Source organism: Halarcobacter sp., assembly GCF_963675975.1.
Classification (GTDB): Bacteria; Campylobacterota; Campylobacteria; order Campylobacterales; family Arcobacteraceae; genus Halarcobacter.
In genome coordinates this window covers 1637511-1654808 of record NZ_OY780939.1, presented here as the reverse complement: position 1 = coordinate 1654808, position 17298 = coordinate 1637511, and the positions used below count along the sequence as shown (strand labels likewise).

Sequence of the window (17298 nt, the reverse complement as noted above, 5' to 3'; positions counted from 1 at the left end):
AAGAATACAGGAGTTTACAAATGAGCTTTATAAATGAGAGAAGATTAGAAGAAGCAGATAAAGAGATATTTGATATAGTAGAAGCAGAACTACAAAGACAAACAGACCACCTAGAGATGATAGCAAGTGAGAACTTCACGTCTCCTGCTGTAATGGAAACAATGGGTTCAGTATTTACAAATAAATACGCAGAAGGATACCCATATAAAAGATACTACGGTGGATGTGAATTTGCAGATAAAGCAGAACAACTAGCAATAGATAGAGCATGCGAAATCTTTGGATGTAATTACGCAAATGTACAACCACACTCAGGATCACAAGCAAATGGTGCAGTATACGCAGCATTAATTAAAGCAGGTGATAAAATCCTTGGTATGGATCTTTCTCATGGTGGACATTTAACTCATGGTTCTAAACCATCATTTTCTGGTAAAAACTACCAAGCATTCTACTATGGTGTAGAATTAGATGGAAGAATAAACTATGATAAAGTTATGGAAATAGCTCAAATAGTACAACCAAAAATAATCGTTTGCGGAGCATCTGCTTATGCAAGAGAGATTGACTTTGCTAAATTTAGAGAAATAGCAGATGCAGTTGGTGCTTACCTTTTTGCAGATATCGCTCATATTGCTGGTCTAGTAGCTGCTGGTGAACACCCAAGCCCATTTCCTTACGCAGATGTAGTAACAACTACAACTCATAAGACTCTAAGAGGTCCAAGAGGTGGTATGATAATGTGTAATGATGAAGAGATATCTAAAAAAATAAACTCTGCAATTTTCCCAGGAACACAAGGTGGACCACTTGTACATGTAATGGCAGCAAAAGCAGTAGCATTTAAAGAGATATTAGATCCAGCTTGGAAAGATTACGCAAAACAAGTAAAAGCAAACGCAAAAGTACTTGGTGAAGTGATGATGTCAAGAGGATATGATATAGTATCAGATGGAACAGATAATCACTTAGTATTAGTATCATTTTTAAATAAAGAGTTTTCAGGTAAAGATGCAGATGCAGCATTAGGAAATGCAGGTATTACTGTAAATAAAAATACAGTACCAGGTGAAACAAGAAGCCCATTTGTAACTTCAGGGATTAGAATTGGTTCACCAGCTCTAACTGCAAGAGGTATGAAAGAGGAAGAGTTTACGTTTATAGCAAATAAAATTTGTGATGTATTAGATGATATCAACAACACAGACTTACAAGCTAAGATTAAACAAGAACTTAAAGAGTTAGCTAGGGATTTTGTAATTTACAGCAAATCAACTTACTAAATAAGACCAAAAAGTATTAAGGATATTTTATGGAAATTAGAGGCGAAGATTTTATAAAGAAAGTTCAATTAAAACAAGAAAAAAGTGAGATTGAAGAGAGACTTAATGAGATAAAAAACAATGAGTCTAGCTTTGAACAACAAGAGGTACCACAACCACAACAACCCTCTCCTTCTCAAAGTCAACTTGATAGAGAGATTGAGATTCAAGAGGAAAGGGAATATAGTGATATAATGCTAGGTAAAAATACTTCTAATGAACAAAGTAAAAAGAAATATCTTGTTTTAGGATTAATACTTGTAATTCTTTTTTTATTGACTATAATAATTATTCGCCTTTTAACTAATGATTCTACATCAAATGATTCATTTACAAAAGATAGTTCAAGTAATACTGAAAATAGTATTGGTAATGAAAATATAGAAGAACAGTATCAAAAAATCATCAATGAGAAATTAAAAAACATTAAAGAAGAAAAAGAGAAAGAAGCTCAAGCTGAAGAAAAAGTGGATGAAAATTTAAGTCTTGAAAAAATTGAACAAAAAGAGTTAGTTGAAGAGGCTAAAGTTGAAGAATCTAAACCTGATGTTTTTAATGTAAAAGAAGAGATAAAACCAACACCACCTAAAAAAGTAGTTGAGAAAAAACCAGCAGTTAAAAAAACTCAACCAAAAGTTATACAAAATGCCATCTCATCATCTACTAGTGCTATTACTACAAAACCAAAAGGAACTTTTGTTCAAATTGGTGCTTTTTCTAAGATGCCTAGTGCTGAATATTTAAATACTATTAAATCTAAAGGTTTTTCATATAAAGTATATAAAGTTTCAATAAATGGAAAAGTTTTCCATAAAGTTTTAATAGGACCATACTCTTCAAGAGGACAAGCAAAAAATGCAACAGATAACATTAAAAGAGATTTAAATGTGACTGGTGCATTCATATTAACATATTAATAAGGTATCTAATAAATGCAATTTTTTTCTAAAGAACTTTTTCTAGATCAATTCACTCCTGTTTCGATCTACGAAAAAGTTAAAAATATATATAAAAACGAAATAACATTTTTATTTGAAAGTACAATCAATTCAGCAGATGGAAACTACTCATATATTGTAATAGGTGATAGGGAACGAGTTTGGTATGAAGATGGTATTTGTTATTATAAAAATGAAAAAAAAGAGATTAGCCAAGTAGAATCTAATCCTTTAAAGTTTTTACAAAAATATTATAAATCAATAGATAAAGAGTTTTTCAAACAAAAATCTGAAGAGTTAGGAATTGGACTAATTGATGGTTTTATTGGGAATGTTGGTTATGATATAGGTAAAGAGTTTGAACCTGTATTAAAAAAATATATGAATGATTTAGAAGACCAACTTCATATTCCAGATTTAGACCTAATCAGACCAAATATAATCCTTGGATTCTCACATAAAACTTCAAAACTTGTAATGGTTACTTCTTTAGAAGAAAAAGCAGAAGATTTAGAAAAAATTGAACTTGAACTTTTAACTCCATATAGTTTCACTCCACTAAAAAAAGCTGAACTTTTTGATGAGGGTAAATTTAACTATACAAAAAAAGAGTTTTTTGATATGGTTGAAAAATCTAAAGAAATGATTAGATCAGGAGATGTTTTTCAAATACTTATGTCAAACAGATTCGTACAACAAGCAAGAGTTGATCACTTAAGTTTTTATAGAGCCCTTAGAAGTAAAAATCCTAGCCCTTATCTTTTCTTTTTAGAGTTTGAAGACTTCTCTATTGCAGGAAGTTCACCGGAAGTTATGGTAAGACTAGTAGATGGTCATATACTTTTAAGACCCATTGCAGGAACAAGAAAAAGAGGAAAAAATCTTGACAGAGATTTAGAACTAGAACAAGAGATGATAGGTGATGATAAAGAAAGAGCAGAACATATTATGCTTGTTGATCTTGGAAGAAATGATGTGGGTAGAGTTGCAAAACCAGGAACTGTTAAAGCAACTGAACTTATGAGAGTTGAAAGATATTCTCATGTTATGCATATGGTTTCAGATGTGGAAGCAAAAATTGATGACAAATACGATATGTTTGACCTATTTGCAGCAACATTTACAGCAGGAACTATGACAGGAGCACCTAAGATTAGAGCGATGGAACTTATTGCTCAATTTGAAGGGATAAAAAGAAATTTTTATTCAGGAAGTATTGCCTATTTTGGATTTGATGGAAATATGGATAGTGCAATTACTATTAGAACAACTATGCTTACAAAAGATAAAGTTATTTTCCAAGCAGGTGCAGGAGTTGTTGCAGATAGCCAACCAGAACTTGAATTTTTAGAAGTGCAAAATAAACTTGCAGCTAATATTTCAACATTAAAAGATTTATCATAAAGGAATAGTTTTGTTACTTGGAGTAAATATTGATCATATTGCAGTTTTAAGGGAAGCAAGAAAAATAAATGACCCTAATCCACTAGATGCAATCTCTATTTGTAAAATAGCAGATGCAGATCAGATTACAATACATTTAAGAGAAGATAGAAGACATATACATGATAAAGATGCTGAGATTATTTGTAAACTTTCACCTCTTCCAGTAAATTTAGAATGTGCAATAGATGAAGAGATCATTGATATAGTTTGTAATTTAAAACCAATGAGAGCAACACTAGTTCCAGAAAAAAGAGAAGAAGTAACAACTGAAGGTGGATTAGATTTAATCAAATACTTTGATAAAATTGAAAAAGCAGTTAAAAAACTTCATAAAAATGGTATTGAGGTTTCGTTATTCATTGACCCAAATAAACAAATGATTGAAGCCTCTTCAAAACTAAATGTAGAATGGGTTGAACTACATACCGGATCATTTGCAAATATCTATGCAATGCTTTATAGTAATCTAGCAAATACACACCATACAATCAAAGAATTAGAACTTCCAAGAGATGAATTAAAAAAACTATTAGAAAAAAGCAGAAAAGAGATTAAAAAAGCAGCTTTAAAAGCTCAAGATTTAAATCTAAAAGTTGCAGCAGGACATGGACTTAACTATCAAAATGTTACTCAAATAACTTCTATAAAAGCAATAGAAGAATTAAATATAGGACAAAGTATTATTGCAAGATCGGTATTTACAGGTTTAGAAAAAGCAATTATTGATATGAAAGATTTACTGTAATGGAACACATTAAACCAACTATTGCAATCTCAATAGGTGATTTAAATGGTATAGGTGTAGAGATTGCACTAATTTCCCACGAAAAGATTTCTAAATATTGTACTCCCCTTTACTGCATAAATAAAACTATGTTAAACCAAGCAGCTAAAATACTTGGAATTAAGATTCCAAAAGATTTTAAAACTTATGACGTAAAAGGTGACTTTGAAATAAAGCCAGGAAAAGTTTCAAGAAAAAGTGGGAAATATTCTTATGATTCTTTTAATGAAGCAATAAACTTAGCAAATAAAAATAAAGTTGATGCAATTGCAACCTTACCAATAAACAAAGAAGCTTGGAATAAAGCCAAAATAAAATACAAAGGCCATACTGAAGTATTAAGAGACTTTTTTGGCAAAAATGCAATTATGATGTTAGGTTGTAAAAAGCTTTTTGTTTCTTTATATACAGAACATATACCTTTAAAAAAAGTTGCAAAATCTATTGAAGAAGAAACACTAACTCAATTTTTACTTGACTTTTATAAAAGTGTAAATAGTGAAAGGATTGGTGTTTTAGCTCTAAATCCCCATGCGAGTGATAACGGCGTTTTAGGGAATGAAGAGGTTGAAATATTTAAAGCCATAAAAAATGCTAATAAGAAACTTGAAAAAGATATTTTTAAAGGTCCACTAGTACCTGATACAGCCTTTTCAAAAGCTTCAAGAAAAAACTTTAAGTATTTTGTTGCAATGTATCATGACCAAGGCTTAGCACCTTTAAAAGCACTATATTTTGATGAAAGTATTAATGTAAGTTTAAATCTACCAATCGTAAGAACCTCTGTTGACCATGGAACTGCATTTGATATAGCTTATGAAAAGAATAGAAAACTAAATTGTAAAAGTTATATAAATGCAATCAAAGAGGCCATTGAGTTACAAGATAGAAAATAATGACATCTTTAGAATTTTGTCATGAGCTTGAATTTACAAAAATAAATTTTATAGAAAGAAAATCAAAAATAACTCATCCTAAAACCATACTTTTAGGAGCACCTAAAGTTGGAAAAAGTTTTCTCATTTATGATTATTTATCAAATTTTAAATCAAAAGAATACCTTTATATAGATTTTGATGATTATAGAAATGAGAAAGAAGAGATTGCCCAAAACCTAGAAGAGTATGTTTTTAGAAATAATATAAAAGTTATAGTATTAGAAAATTTTTTATTCGATATTAAAATACCTTTTTGTGATAGTGTAATAATAACTTCAAAAATACAAAAAAACATGAAAGGTTATAAGACTATAAAAGTTAATCCTTTAGATTTTGAAGAGTACCTATTACATGATAAAAGAAATCAAAATATTACTCATAACTTTAATAGTTTTTTGAAATATGGAAATCTTCCACAAACACCTCAAACTCCTGACTTCAGGATATTTAAAGAGTTACAAAATATAATCAAACTTATTTTTGAAGATAAAACTTCAGAAGAGATTCTTAAAATATTAATTTTTAATATAGATGAAAAAAAATCTTTAAATCAATTATATCTTTCCCTTAAATCCAAAATGAAAATATCAAAAGATAAATTTTATGAACAGTGTAAATTATTAGAAGAAAATTTTATTATTTATTTTATATCTAAATATAATCAAGAAAAAGCCGTAAAAAAAATCTATTTATATAATAGTGCTTTTTTTAGTGCAACAAGCCATAAAAAGAAATTTAAAAATGAATTTACTAATATTATTTTTCAAGAATTGTTAAATAAACAAGAAGAGATATTTTATCTAGATTATATCGATTTTTATATCCCTAAAAAAGATATAGGAATAGTATCTATACCATTTTTTAATTCAATACTTATGCAAGCTCAACTTAAAAAAATAAAAAAAACAGCTTTAGAATACCATATAAAAGAGATTAATATTATTACTGTATCAAACAATGAAGTTATAAACTCGAAAGAGTTAAAAATAAATGTTTTACCTTTCTATGAATGGGCATTAGGTTAAACTATTAACTTTTTTTTTAGAATATTTTAGATAAAATCGCACAACTACAAAAGGACATAAATGAGAAAGAGAGTACTTGTAAAATTTTCTGGTGAAGCACTAGCTGGTACAGATGGATATGGTATTGACACTCAGATTTTAGACTACATTGGTAATGAGATCAAAGAGTTAGTTGATAATAATATTGAAGTTGGAATTGTTATAGGTGGTGGAAATATCATTAGAGGCGTTACTGCAGCAGCTGATGGTGTTATTAAAAGAACAAGTGCAGATTATATGGGTATGTTAGCAACAGTTATCAATGGTGTTGCTATGCAAGAAGCTTTAGAACATAAAGGACTTTCTGCAAGACTACAAACTGCAATTAAAATGGAACAAATAGCTGAACCTTACATTGTAAGAAGAGCTACAAGACATTTACAAAAAGGAAGAGTTGTAATATTTAGTGCTGGTACAGGAAACCCTTACTTTACTACAGATACAGCAGCAACACTTAGAGCAACTGAAATTGACGCATGTATGTTAATTAAAGCAACTAAAGTTGATGGTGTTTATAATAAAGATCCTATGAAATATAGCGATGCTGTTAAATTAGATCAAATAAGTTACGATCAAGCATTGGAAGACCATATCAAAGTTATGGATGATACAGCAATTGCATTAGCAAAAGATAATAAACTTCCTATAGTTGTAGCAAATATGAATGAAAAAGGAAACCTACTAAAGATTATCAATGGTGATCATAGTAAGTGTTCAATTGTAAAATAAAAAAATAAGGAATTTTAATGATGAGATTAGAAGAAAGAATGTCACAAGCTTTAAAAAAAGTAAACAATGACAGATATATTTTAGCTATTGCTGTGGGACAAAGAGCAGATGAATTAAGTAAAGGAGCTAAACCATTACTTGATAAAAATACGCAAAATATGAAATATACTGATATTGCAATTGACGAGATTGCAACTGGTGTTTTAAAAATCGAAGGTTTAGTTCATAAAGATTAGTAGTAAAGCTTTTGCTTTATTACTAATTTAGGTACTTATATGGATCCGTTTATTTTAAAAGTTCAAAGTATTAATACTTTGGATGATGCTATTGCACTACTACATAAAGAAACAAAAGTAAGCCAAAAACTTGAGAGTATAATTGATTTTGCAATTAAAGCTCACGAGGGTCAATTTAGAAAAAGTGGCGAACCTTATGTAATACACCCTATTCTTGTTGCGACTGTTGTATCTCACTTTTCTAAAGATGAAGATATTATTGCTACTGCATTACTTCATGATGTTGTGGAAGACACTGAATATACTTTAGACTTTGTTAGGGAAAACTGGGGTGACAATGTTGCCCATATGGTTGATGGATTAACTAAAATTGATGCTATTAGAGAGCATGAATTACCACCATCAGATTCAAACAAAAAACTAATATCTTCAGCTATGACATTTAGAAAAATGTTAATTGCTTCAATTGATGATGTAAGAGTTTTAATTGTCAAACTTTGTGATAGACTTCACAACATGTTAACACTTTCAGCACTTCCAGAAAATAAACAAAAAAGAATAGCAGAAGAAACACTTGTTGTTTATGTTCCAATTGCACATAGACTTGGTATCTCTACAGTTAAAAATACCCTTGAAGATTTAGCATTTTATTACATCTATCCAGAAGAGTATAAAAAAATTGACGACTTTATGATTGAGCATCAACATGCTATTCAATTAACTTTTAATAAATTTATATCTTCAACAAAACAAGTTTTAGAAAAAAATGGTTTTGATTTAAATACTGTGCAAATTAACAGTAGAATAAAACACTACTATTCTATATATCTAAAGATGCAAAGAAAAGGTGTAACAATTGATGAGATTCTTGACCTTCTTGCAATTAGAATTTTAGTTCCTGAAGATATTGATTGTTATAAAGTCTTAGGATTTTTACACTTAGCTTATAAACCTTTAATATCTAGGTTTAAAGATTATGTTTCAACTCCAAAAGAGAATGGTTATCAAACTATACATACAACAGTATTTTACAATTCAAAGATTTATGAAGTACAAATTAGAACTTTTGAGATGAATAAAGTTGCTGAATATGGTATTGCCGCACACTGGAAATATAAAAGTGGTTTAAAACATCAACCAAATCTAAATTGGCTAAAATCTTTAGAATACTCAAATGACAATGTGGAAGAGTTTTATCAAGATACAAAAGATAATCTATACTCAGAAGAGATTGTAGTATACTCACCACATGGAGACACTTTTAATTTACCAAGAGGTTCAACAGCTTATGATTTTGCCTATGCTGTTCACACAGATGTTGGGAAAAATGCAGTAGAGTGTTATATAAATAAAATCAAAAAACCATTATTAACTGAACTTCATAGTTCAGACATTGTTTCAATCAAAACAGTTGATTATGCAATTCCTAGATGTTCTTGGATTGACATGGTAAAAACAAATAGAGCAAAAAAACAGATTAGATTTTTATGTTCACAAAGATTAAAAGAGATTGATGAATTAACAGGTAGAAATATAATTAATACTGTTTTTTCAAAATATATGGATAAAGTTACAGCTGTTTACAAGTTTGATTCACTATATAAAGTGCCCCAAATTATTGACTACTTTAAGCATGTTAAACATGAAATTGAGAAAAAAATCATTCAAGATAGAGGATTTGTAGCTAGATTTAAAATATATACTAGTAAAATCAAAAAATTTAAATTTGATAATATGATTTTATATTCAAATTTTAGTATTAATTCTGTATCATTTGACCACTGTTGTCATCCCAAATTTGCTGATGAAATTGTAGCTTTTAAAGATGGGAATAAAGCTGTAATTCATCATAAAATGTGTGACAAGGCTTATAAACAAATTATGAGTAATGAACCTATGTTATTTTGTAAGTGGACCGTAGATACACTTTATCAATACAAAATGGTTGTTAGTTTACCAAATACTAAAGGTGAATTATCTAGATTACTATCTTATATGAGCCAATATGAAGGATATATCTTATCTGTGGATTATGGTAGAGAAAAACACTCCTACAGACAATATTGTGATATAGAGTTTGAAATAAATATCTCAAATGTAGAAGAGGTAAGAAAAATCATAGAGAAAAAAGCAAAAGTTATTGAATTTTTCTCAAAAAAAGATGCATATAATAAATAAAAAAGAGGATAAATGGAAGAGAAAGTAAAAGAAGCCCTTGCAGAAATACAAAGAGGAACTGCAGAAATAATTGATATTGAAGGAATTGAAAAATTAATTAGAAACTATTATGAAAAGGGTGAAAATTTTTATGTAAAAGCTGGATTTGATCCAACTGCTCCAGATTTACACTTAGGACACACTGTATTAATTCAAAAAATGGCAACATTTCAAAAATTTGGTGGAATTGTTCAATTTTTAATTGGAGATTTTACAGCAACAATTGGAGATCCAACTGGAAAAAGTGAAACAAGAAAAGTTTTAAGTGAAGATCAGGTTTTAGAAAATGCTCAAAGCTATAAAGACCAAGTATTTAAAATCTTAGATCCTGAAAAAACAGAAGTTAAGTTCAATTCAAAATGGTTAAAAGAGTTAGGTACAGGTGGACTTATCTCTCTTGCTTCAAATTTAACAGTTGCTAGAATGTTAGAAAGAGATGATTTTTCAAAAAGATATGCCACAAATACTCCAATAGCAGTTAGTGAATTTACTTATCCTCTACTTCAAGGTTATGATTCTGTTGCTATGGGAACTGATATTGAACTTGGTGGAACAGACCAAAAATTTAATCTTCTTATGGGAAGAACTTTACAAAAAGCATATAATACAGGAAAACAACAAGCTGTATTAATGATGCCTATATTAGAAGGTTTAGATGGGGTTCAAAAAATGTCTAAATCTTTAGGTAACTATATTGGAGTTACAGATGCACCAAATGATATGTTTGGTAAAACACTTTCAATTTCAGATGAGTTGATGTGGAGATATTATGAACTTCTTTCAACAAAATCATTAAAAGAGATTGAAGAGCTTCAAACTGGTGTTGAAGATGGAAGCTTACATCCTAAAAAAGTTAAAGAAGAGTTAGCAATGGAGATTGTTGACAGATTTCATGGGCAAGGACAAGGGCAAATTGCAAAAGTAGAATTTGAAAAAGTATTTGCAAAAAAAGATATCCCAACTGATATGCCAGAATATGAAATGGAAGCTGGTATTTGGCTATGTCAAGCTTTAGTTGATTCTAAACTTGTTAATTCAACTTCGCAAGCTAGACGTGATGTAAAGGCAAATGCTGTTAGTATTAATCAAGAAAAAGTAAATGATGAGAAACTAAATTTAGATGCGGGTGAATATATTTTACAAAAAGGTAAAAAAAGTTTCGCTAAGATAATAATAAAATAAAAGGGCAATTTTGAAAATAGGAAAATATGAAATAAAACACCCAATTATCCAAGGTGGAATGGGTGTTGGAATAAGCTGGGACAAATTAGCAGGAACTGTTAGTCTTGAAGGAGGATTAGGAGTAATTTCTGGAGTTGGAACTGGTTATTATAAAAGTGATGAATATGAAATTAAAACTAAAAAAGATAAGCCAGTAGATGTTCTAAACTTTTATTCAAAAGATGCCTTAACTACAATAATTAAAAATGCAAGAAAAATTTGTGGGGATTCTCCTTTAGCTTGTAATATACTTTATGCATGTAATGATTATGGAAGAATTGTAAAAGATGCTTGTGAAGCAGGTATTAATATTATTATAACAGGTGCTGGACTTCCTACAAACATGCCTGAATTTACAAAAGATTTTCCAGATGTAGCTTTAATTCCTATTGTTTCAAGTGCAAGAGCTTTAAAACTTATTTGTAAAAAATGGAAAAGATATAACAAACTTCCTGATGCAGTAATTGTTGAAGGTCCAAAATCTGGTGGACACCAAGGTTTTACTTATGAACAATGTTTTCAAGAAGAATACCAATTAGAAAATATTGTACCAGAAGTTATTGAAGAAGCAAAAAATTGGAACAATCCTCCTATAATTGCTGCTGGTGGTATTTGGGACAAAACCGATATTGATAAATATATGGATATGGGATGTTCTGGAGTACAAATGGCAACAAGATTTATTGGTACATTTGAGTGTGATGCAGATGCTGAATTCAAAAAAATATTACTAGATGCAAAAGAAGATGATATTAAACTAATGAAATCTCCTGTTGGATTACCAGCAAGAGGTGTTAGAACAAACTTACAAAAATCAATTGAAGATGGAACTGCACCAAAAGTTGTTTGTATCTCTAACTGTGTTGCTCCATGTAATAGAGGAGTAGAAGCTAAACTAGTTGGATATTGTATTGCAGATAGACTAGGAGCAGCTTATCAAGGAGATAGAGACACAGGACTTTTCTTTACTGGTTCAAATGGATATAAAATAGATAAAGTGATCTCAGTTCATGAGTTAATGGAAAAACTTACAAAAGGAGAATAAAATTTTTAAAAATTTTTTTCTTCTAATAATTTTAATTTTTTCAATCTCTACAACTGCTTTTGCTAGTCTTAGTGAAGATTTTTCCCAAGCAAGAATAGGCTATCTAAAAGCAGTTTTAAATAATAATCGCGATAGTGAAATCAAAAATCTTAAAACTTTAATTTATACAGGGAAAAAGTTAAATAAAGATGTATCAAAATATGAAAAAGAATTAAAAAAATATAATGGTTCAGTAGCTAAAGTAAGAAAAATTGAACCTATTAAAATAGCTCAAACTAAAAAAATTACTAAACCAGTAATTAGAACAATATCAGATAACTCTAAATATACTATAAAATCTGTTGAAGATAGAAATAATATGATTATTATTGATTTTAAAACAAAAGTTAATAAAGACTTTGTAAGATTTCAAGAAAAAAAAGTTAAAAATGGCTATCAAGATATTTATGATATAAAAGGAAGTTTCAAAGATGCTTATCCAACAAAACTATCTATAAATGGTGTTAATCAAATTGTAATTAAACAAGAAGACCCAAATACACTTAGAATACTTTTTGAAGATAATAAAAATTTAAAAACTATCTATTTTACAAACAATAATAGAGTTGTATTAAAAGTATTAGATGTAAAAGAAAATAATATAAAAAACAGTGTAAAAGTTTCAAAATCTCCAAAAGTATACAAACCAGGATTAAATAAAGTAGTTGTTTTAGATGCTGGTCATGGTGGAAAAGATTCTGGTGCAATTGGACGTGGAAAAAAGATGTATGAAAAATATGCTGTATTTGATGTAATGAAATACTTAGAAGATGCCTTAAAAAGAAGAGGATATAAAGTTTATATTACAAGAAACAGTGATAGATTTATCAAAGTTAGAAACAGAACAGTACTAGCAAATAAGAAGAAAGCTGATATATTTATCTCTATTCATGCAAATGCAGCACATAAATCAAAAGTTGATAAACTTCAAGGTATTGAAACTTTTTTCTTAAGTCCAGCAAGAAGTGCAAGAGCTAAAAGAGTTGCTGCACTTGAAAATAAATCAGATATAAGAAAAATGAGTGGATCTTCTAAAAAAGCTTTTTTAGAATCATTAAACAGACCAAGAATAACTGCTTCACATAAACTTTCAATTGATATACAAAAAAATATGCTTTATAGTGCAAGAAAGATACATAAAGATGTTGTAGATAGTGGTGTTAGAGAAGGACCATTTTGGGTACTTGTTGGAGCACAAATGCCATCAGTACTAATTGAGATAGGTTATATCACACATAAAAAAGAGGGGAAAAGACTTTTTAATAAAAGATATCAAGAAGCATTAGCAGTTGGTATTGCTAATGGTGTTGATTCTTATTTTGCAAAAAATCCTTAATTTGTTTTAATAGATGTTTTTGTTTTTTCTTTATAGAGGGAAGATCTTTTAAATCAAAAAATTTAACTTTTGAATTTTCCCAAGAAAGATAATTATCTAAAAGTTTATCTTCAAAAAAATAGTTTCTAAGGTTTGGTATTTTTACAGTATTTACTAACCAAACTCCTACATTTTTTTCATCATTCTTTTGTTCAAAATATTCTTCAAAAAGATAAGTTTCTACTTTAATTGATGATTCCTCATAGAACTCTCTTTTAGCACACTCTTTAGGAGTTTCATTTGAAACTTGCATACCTTTTAAACAGCCCCATTTATCTCTACTCTTAACAGATTTACATAATAATATTTTTATGGAATCTTTTTCTATTTTATATAATACAATACCATAAGCATTTATTTTAGTCATTATAACACTCTACTTTTTTTTCTATAAATTATATATGAAACAATAAACCAAATTACCATAGGTAAAAGCAATGAGAGTTCTGGTTTCATAACACCACTATTTGAAAACTTATGAAGCATAAAAAACACACCCCAGATAACAAGTGTAGCAAATATTGACATAGAAGTAAATGTACCCATGTTAAAAAATCTTCTATTATATGAGACAAAAACAAAAATCACAAACATTAAAGGTAAAATAAAAAATGGTACTAAAGTATCATAATAAATAGCGGCTCTAATTCTATCTGTATTAATCTCTTGCTTAGACAATAAATCAAGTGCAGAAATAGCATCAAGAATTGAAAAATTTGCTTTTTCTTCATAAACATTATCAAGAATTTTTGGTTTAAATCCATCTAAGGTATTTAAAAATTTTTCATATCTAACTTCAAGTTTTGAGCTTTCAAAGTTCATATATTTAGGCTTTTTAACAATTTTTGCATCAACTACATACCATTTATCATTTTGAAAGTATGCTTTTTTTGCAATAATTGTTTCTACTATATCATCATTTTGAACCTTATAAATATGTATTCCTTCAGCTCTTTTTTCTAAAGGTAAAAGCTTTTTGAAAAATACAAAATTATCATTATATTTTAGAAATATATCTGATTTTGTATTAGTAAAATAATTACCATCTAAAATCTTTTTCTTTTGTTCATAAGAGTATGCCAAAGGGGTCATTTGTATAAAAAGTTGTAATACCAATAAAAACAAAGAGATATAAATAACAGGAGAGAAAATTTGATTCTTTTTTGCACCCAATGAAGTAAATGCAACCAATTCATTATTTCTAATGAAAATAACAAGTGTTAATATCCAACCAAAAACTAATGATAGTGGAAGTGTTAAAGTTAATGTGAAAAAACTATTATAAATTAAATATAAAAACTGTAAATTTGCAGAACTAGGTAGTTTTTTTATATTTTGTAAAAAATCCATTCCTACGAAAAATAGTTCAAGTGATATTAAAACAATTATAAAATAAAGTAAATATTTTCTTAATATATATTTTGTAAGTATACTCATTCTTATTTCAATGTAAATTTAGATTTTACTTCATTAATTGATTCACCACTTTTAAGTGCATCAATTGCTGAAATAGTATGAGAGATTATACCTTCTAATTTATTTAATTCTTCTTTTGAAAAGTTTGATAAGACATAGTTTGCCACATCTTCTTTATTAAGTGGTTTTCCAATACCAATTCTAACTCTAATATAATCTTTTCCAATATGTGAATCTATTGATTTTAAACCATTATGACCACCATGACCACCACCTATTTTAAACTTTACAGTTCCAAAAGGTAAATCTAAATCATCATGAATAACAATTATATCTTCAATATCGATTTTATAATACTCTTTTATAGCTACAACTGCATCACCTGAAAGATTCATATAAGTTTTTGGTTTAACGAAAAGATTGTATCCTGATTTAAAAACATCAGCTTTGAAGTTTGATTTGTTTATATTTGAAGTATTTAAGCTTTTAGTCATCTCATCGATGACTAAAAAACCTATATTGTGTCTTGTTAATTCGTATTTTTCACCGATATTACCAAGACCAACAATTAAATGCATTTTAAGTTAATTACTTAGCTTTAATTACACCCACAACTGGAACTCTTGGGTCTAAGAAACATTTAACACCTTCTGGCATTTCCATATCTCTAATTAAGATTGAATCACCTGTGTCAAGGTCAGCAATTTGTAAGTTGAAAGACTCTGGTAAGTTTTCAATTGTACATTTTACTGGAACTCTTTTCTTATGGAAAATGAAAAGACCTTTGTTTTTTAAACCTTTTGGAGTACCTTCAACAGTTACTGGAACTTTATATGAAGTTTCAACACCTGGTTGTGCTACCATTAAATCAACATGTAATAAATCAGAAGTGATAGGATCTTTTTGATACTCTTGAACTACAACTTTAAGTGTGTTATCACCAACTTTTACATCAAATGCGATTGTTGTTTTGTTTCTTAAAAATTTAATGAATTCATTCGTTTTGAATGCAGCATTAATATTTTCTAAACCTTTTCCGTAGATGTTTGCAATTAAGTAACCATCTCTTCTTAAAGATTTAGTTCCTTGTTTTGTCATACTATCTCTTACGATACCCTCTAACATAACTTTCCTTTGTTTTAAAATAAGAGCGTGATTATATTTAAATTTATATTAATTTTTGTTTAAGTTACTTCTTATTTATATTTTTTATGTAGTAATATAAAGATTTTAACTCTTCATCTGTTAAAAAATATGTTGGCATAATTTTTGATTCTGTTTTATCGGCTGTCATTTTATCAATAAAAACTTCAAAACTTACATTGTTTATGGCTGGGGCTATAATAGATTTTTCTATTAATTTTTTTCCTTTTTTATCTTTTTCTTTATATTTTGCAATGATTACGGGTTTGTCACCTTTTGCATGACATTTTACACACCCTATTCCCCTTGGATTATCATATAACATTGCACCATATTCAAATTTTGTAATAAAAGAATTATCTATCTCTTGAGAGAACAAAGAAGTCACAAAAAAAAGTGAAAAAATGAGAAATCTCAATTCCAACCTTTATACTATACCACCAAATTAGATTTTCATTTTAATGTGGTATAAAAATTTTTTAGATATTATATCAACCTAAAATTAAAAATATATGAGGCTATAAAGCAATGACACTACTAGATGGTAAATCTTTATCTAATAAAATAAAAGAAGAAGTAAGAGTTGAAGTAGAAGAACTTAAACAAGAAAAAAACATAACTCCAGGTTTAGCAGTTGTTCTTGTTGGGGATGACGCTGCAAGTGCAACTTATGTAAATAGTAAACATAAAGCTTGTGAAACAGCTGGAATCTATTCTGAAGTTCACAAAAGAGATTCCTCTACTACTCAAGAAGAGCTATTAGAATTAATTGAGCAAATGAACAACGACCCAAAACTTGATGGTATTTTAGTTCAACTTCCAGTTCCAAAACATATTGATACAACTACAGTTTTAGAAGCAATTAATCCTTTAAAAGATGTTGATGGTTTCCACCCATACAATGTAGGAAGAATGGTTTCAAATCTTGATGCATTTTTACCTGCAACTCCTTTTGGTGTGATGAGAATGTTTGAAGAATACAACATAGATTTAGTTGGTAAAAATGTATGTGTAATTGGTTCTTCTGATATTGTTGGAAAACCTATGGCATCATTACTTATAAATGCAAAAGCTACAGTAGAAGTTTGCAACTCAAAAACAAAAGACTTAAAAGCTCATACTTTAAGAGCAGATATAGTTATCGTTGCAGCTGGACGGGTAAATCTTGTAACAGAAGATATGATAAATGATGGTGTAATTATTATTGATGTAGGAATTAATAGACTTGATACAGGGAAACTTGTTGGAGATGTTGATTTTGAAGCTTGTAAAGATAAATGTTCATTTATAACACCAGTTCCAGGAGGAGTTGGACCAATGACTATTGGAATGCTACTTAAAAATACAGTAAAAGCGGCAAAACTTAGAGATAAAAGAAAGTAGTG

18 protein-coding genes are annotated in these 17298 nt (G+C 28.7%); 13 read left to right on the top strand and 5 right to left on the bottom strand.

What is annotated here, in order from left to right:
* Positions 1-20: 20 nt before the first annotated feature.
* The 12 genes from ACKU3H_RS08105 (at position 21) to ACKU3H_RS08050 (ending at position 13315) form a co-directional block, all read left to right on the top strand.
* Complete coding sequence (locus ACKU3H_RS08105) at positions 21-1283, top strand: serine hydroxymethyltransferase (RefSeq protein WP_320033345.1); 1263 nt, start codon at positions 21-23, stop codon at positions 1281-1283.
* A 29-nt stretch (positions 1284-1312) separates the two neighbouring features.
* Entirely contained in the window at positions 1313-2239 is a 927-nt protein-coding gene (locus ACKU3H_RS08100) for an SPOR domain-containing protein (RefSeq protein ID WP_320033344.1), read from the top strand.
* Between the two features lie 15 nt (positions 2240-2254).
* Complete coding sequence (locus ACKU3H_RS08095; RefSeq protein WP_320033343.1) at positions 2255-3664, top strand: anthranilate synthase component I family protein; 1410 nt, start codon at positions 2255-2257, stop codon at positions 3662-3664.
* Between the two features lie 10 nt (positions 3665-3674).
* Complete coding sequence (locus ACKU3H_RS08090) at positions 3675-4451, top strand: pyridoxine 5'-phosphate synthase (protein WP_320033342.1); 777 nt, start codon at positions 3675-3677, stop codon at positions 4449-4451.
* Positions 4451-5386, top strand: coding sequence for a 4-hydroxythreonine-4-phosphate dehydrogenase (gene pdxA, locus ACKU3H_RS08085; protein ID WP_320033341.1), 936 nt, complete (start codon positions 4451-4453; stop codon positions 5384-5386). Before ACKU3H_RS08090 ends, pdxA begins: the two co-directional genes overlap by 1 nt.
* Positions 5386-6453 (top strand): AAA family ATPase, encoded by a 1068-nt coding sequence (locus tag ACKU3H_RS08080; protein WP_320033340.1) that lies wholly within the window; start codon positions 5386-5388, stop codon positions 6451-6453. Before pdxA ends, ACKU3H_RS08080 begins: the two co-directional genes overlap by 1 nt.
* Positions 6454-6513: 60 nt before the next feature.
* The gene (gene pyrH, locus ACKU3H_RS08075) at positions 6514-7221 is read left to right on the top strand and encodes a UMP kinase (protein ID WP_320033339.1); all 708 of its coding nucleotides are present in this window, start codon (positions 6514-6516) and stop codon (positions 7219-7221) included.
* Positions 7222-7238: 17 nt separating this feature from the next.
* The gene (locus ACKU3H_RS08070; RefSeq protein ID WP_320033338.1) at positions 7239-7457 is read left to right on the top strand and encodes a DNA-directed RNA polymerase subunit omega; all 219 of its coding nucleotides are present in this window, start codon (positions 7239-7241) and stop codon (positions 7455-7457) included.
* 39 nt (positions 7458-7496) lie between these two features.
* Entirely contained in the window at positions 7497-9635 is a 2139-nt protein-coding gene (locus tag ACKU3H_RS08065; protein ID WP_320033337.1) for a RelA/SpoT family protein, read from the top strand.
* Positions 9636-9647: 12 nt separating this feature from the next.
* Positions 9648-10856 (top strand): tyrosine--tRNA ligase, encoded by a 1209-nt coding sequence (tyrS, locus tag ACKU3H_RS08060; protein WP_320033336.1) that lies wholly within the window; start codon positions 9648-9650, stop codon positions 10854-10856.
* A gap of 10 nt (positions 10857-10866) precedes the next feature.
* Entirely contained in the window at positions 10867-11940 is a 1074-nt protein-coding gene (locus ACKU3H_RS08055; protein WP_320033335.1) for a nitronate monooxygenase, read from the top strand.
* A gap of 358 nt (positions 11941-12298) precedes the next feature.
* Complete coding sequence (locus ACKU3H_RS08050) at positions 12299-13315, top strand: N-acetylmuramoyl-L-alanine amidase (RefSeq protein ID WP_320033334.1); 1017 nt, start codon at positions 12299-12301, stop codon at positions 13313-13315.
* Here ACKU3H_RS08050 and ACKU3H_RS08045 read toward each other — a convergent pair.
* From ACKU3H_RS08045 to ACKU3H_RS08025, 5 genes are all read right to left on the bottom strand, one after another.
* On the bottom strand, positions 13278-13721 hold the full coding sequence (locus ACKU3H_RS08045) for an NUDIX domain-containing protein (RefSeq protein ID WP_320033333.1): 444 nt from the start codon (positions 13719-13721) through the stop codon (positions 13278-13280). The genes ACKU3H_RS08050 and ACKU3H_RS08045 overlap by 38 nt on opposite strands.
* Positions 13721-14791, bottom strand: coding sequence for an LptF/LptG family permease (locus tag ACKU3H_RS08040; protein ID WP_320033332.1), 1071 nt, complete (start codon positions 14789-14791; stop codon positions 13721-13723). The genes ACKU3H_RS08045 and ACKU3H_RS08040 overlap by 1 nt, the downstream gene beginning before the upstream one ends.
* Before the next feature lie 2 nt (positions 14792-14793).
* Complete coding sequence (pth, locus tag ACKU3H_RS08035) at positions 14794-15348, bottom strand: aminoacyl-tRNA hydrolase (protein WP_320033331.1); 555 nt, start codon at positions 15346-15348, stop codon at positions 14794-14796.
* A gap of 10 nt (positions 15349-15358) precedes the next feature.
* Complete coding sequence (locus tag ACKU3H_RS08030; protein ID WP_320033330.1) at positions 15359-15895, bottom strand: 50S ribosomal protein L25/general stress protein Ctc; 537 nt, start codon at positions 15893-15895, stop codon at positions 15359-15361.
* Positions 15896-15959: 64 nt separating this feature from the next.
* Positions 15960-16331 carry a c-type cytochrome gene (locus ACKU3H_RS08025; RefSeq protein ID WP_320033329.1) on the bottom strand — a complete coding sequence of 124 codons (372 nt, stop codon included), beginning with the start codon at positions 16329-16331 and terminating at the stop codon, positions 15960-15962.
* Between the two features lie 110 nt (positions 16332-16441).
* Between ACKU3H_RS08025 and folD the strand changes: the two genes are divergently transcribed.
* Complete coding sequence (gene folD, locus ACKU3H_RS08020; protein WP_320033328.1) at positions 16442-17296, top strand: bifunctional methylenetetrahydrofolate dehydrogenase/methenyltetrahydrofolate cyclohydrolase FolD; 855 nt, start codon at positions 16442-16444, stop codon at positions 17294-17296.
* Positions 17297-17298: the final 2 nt, after the last annotated feature.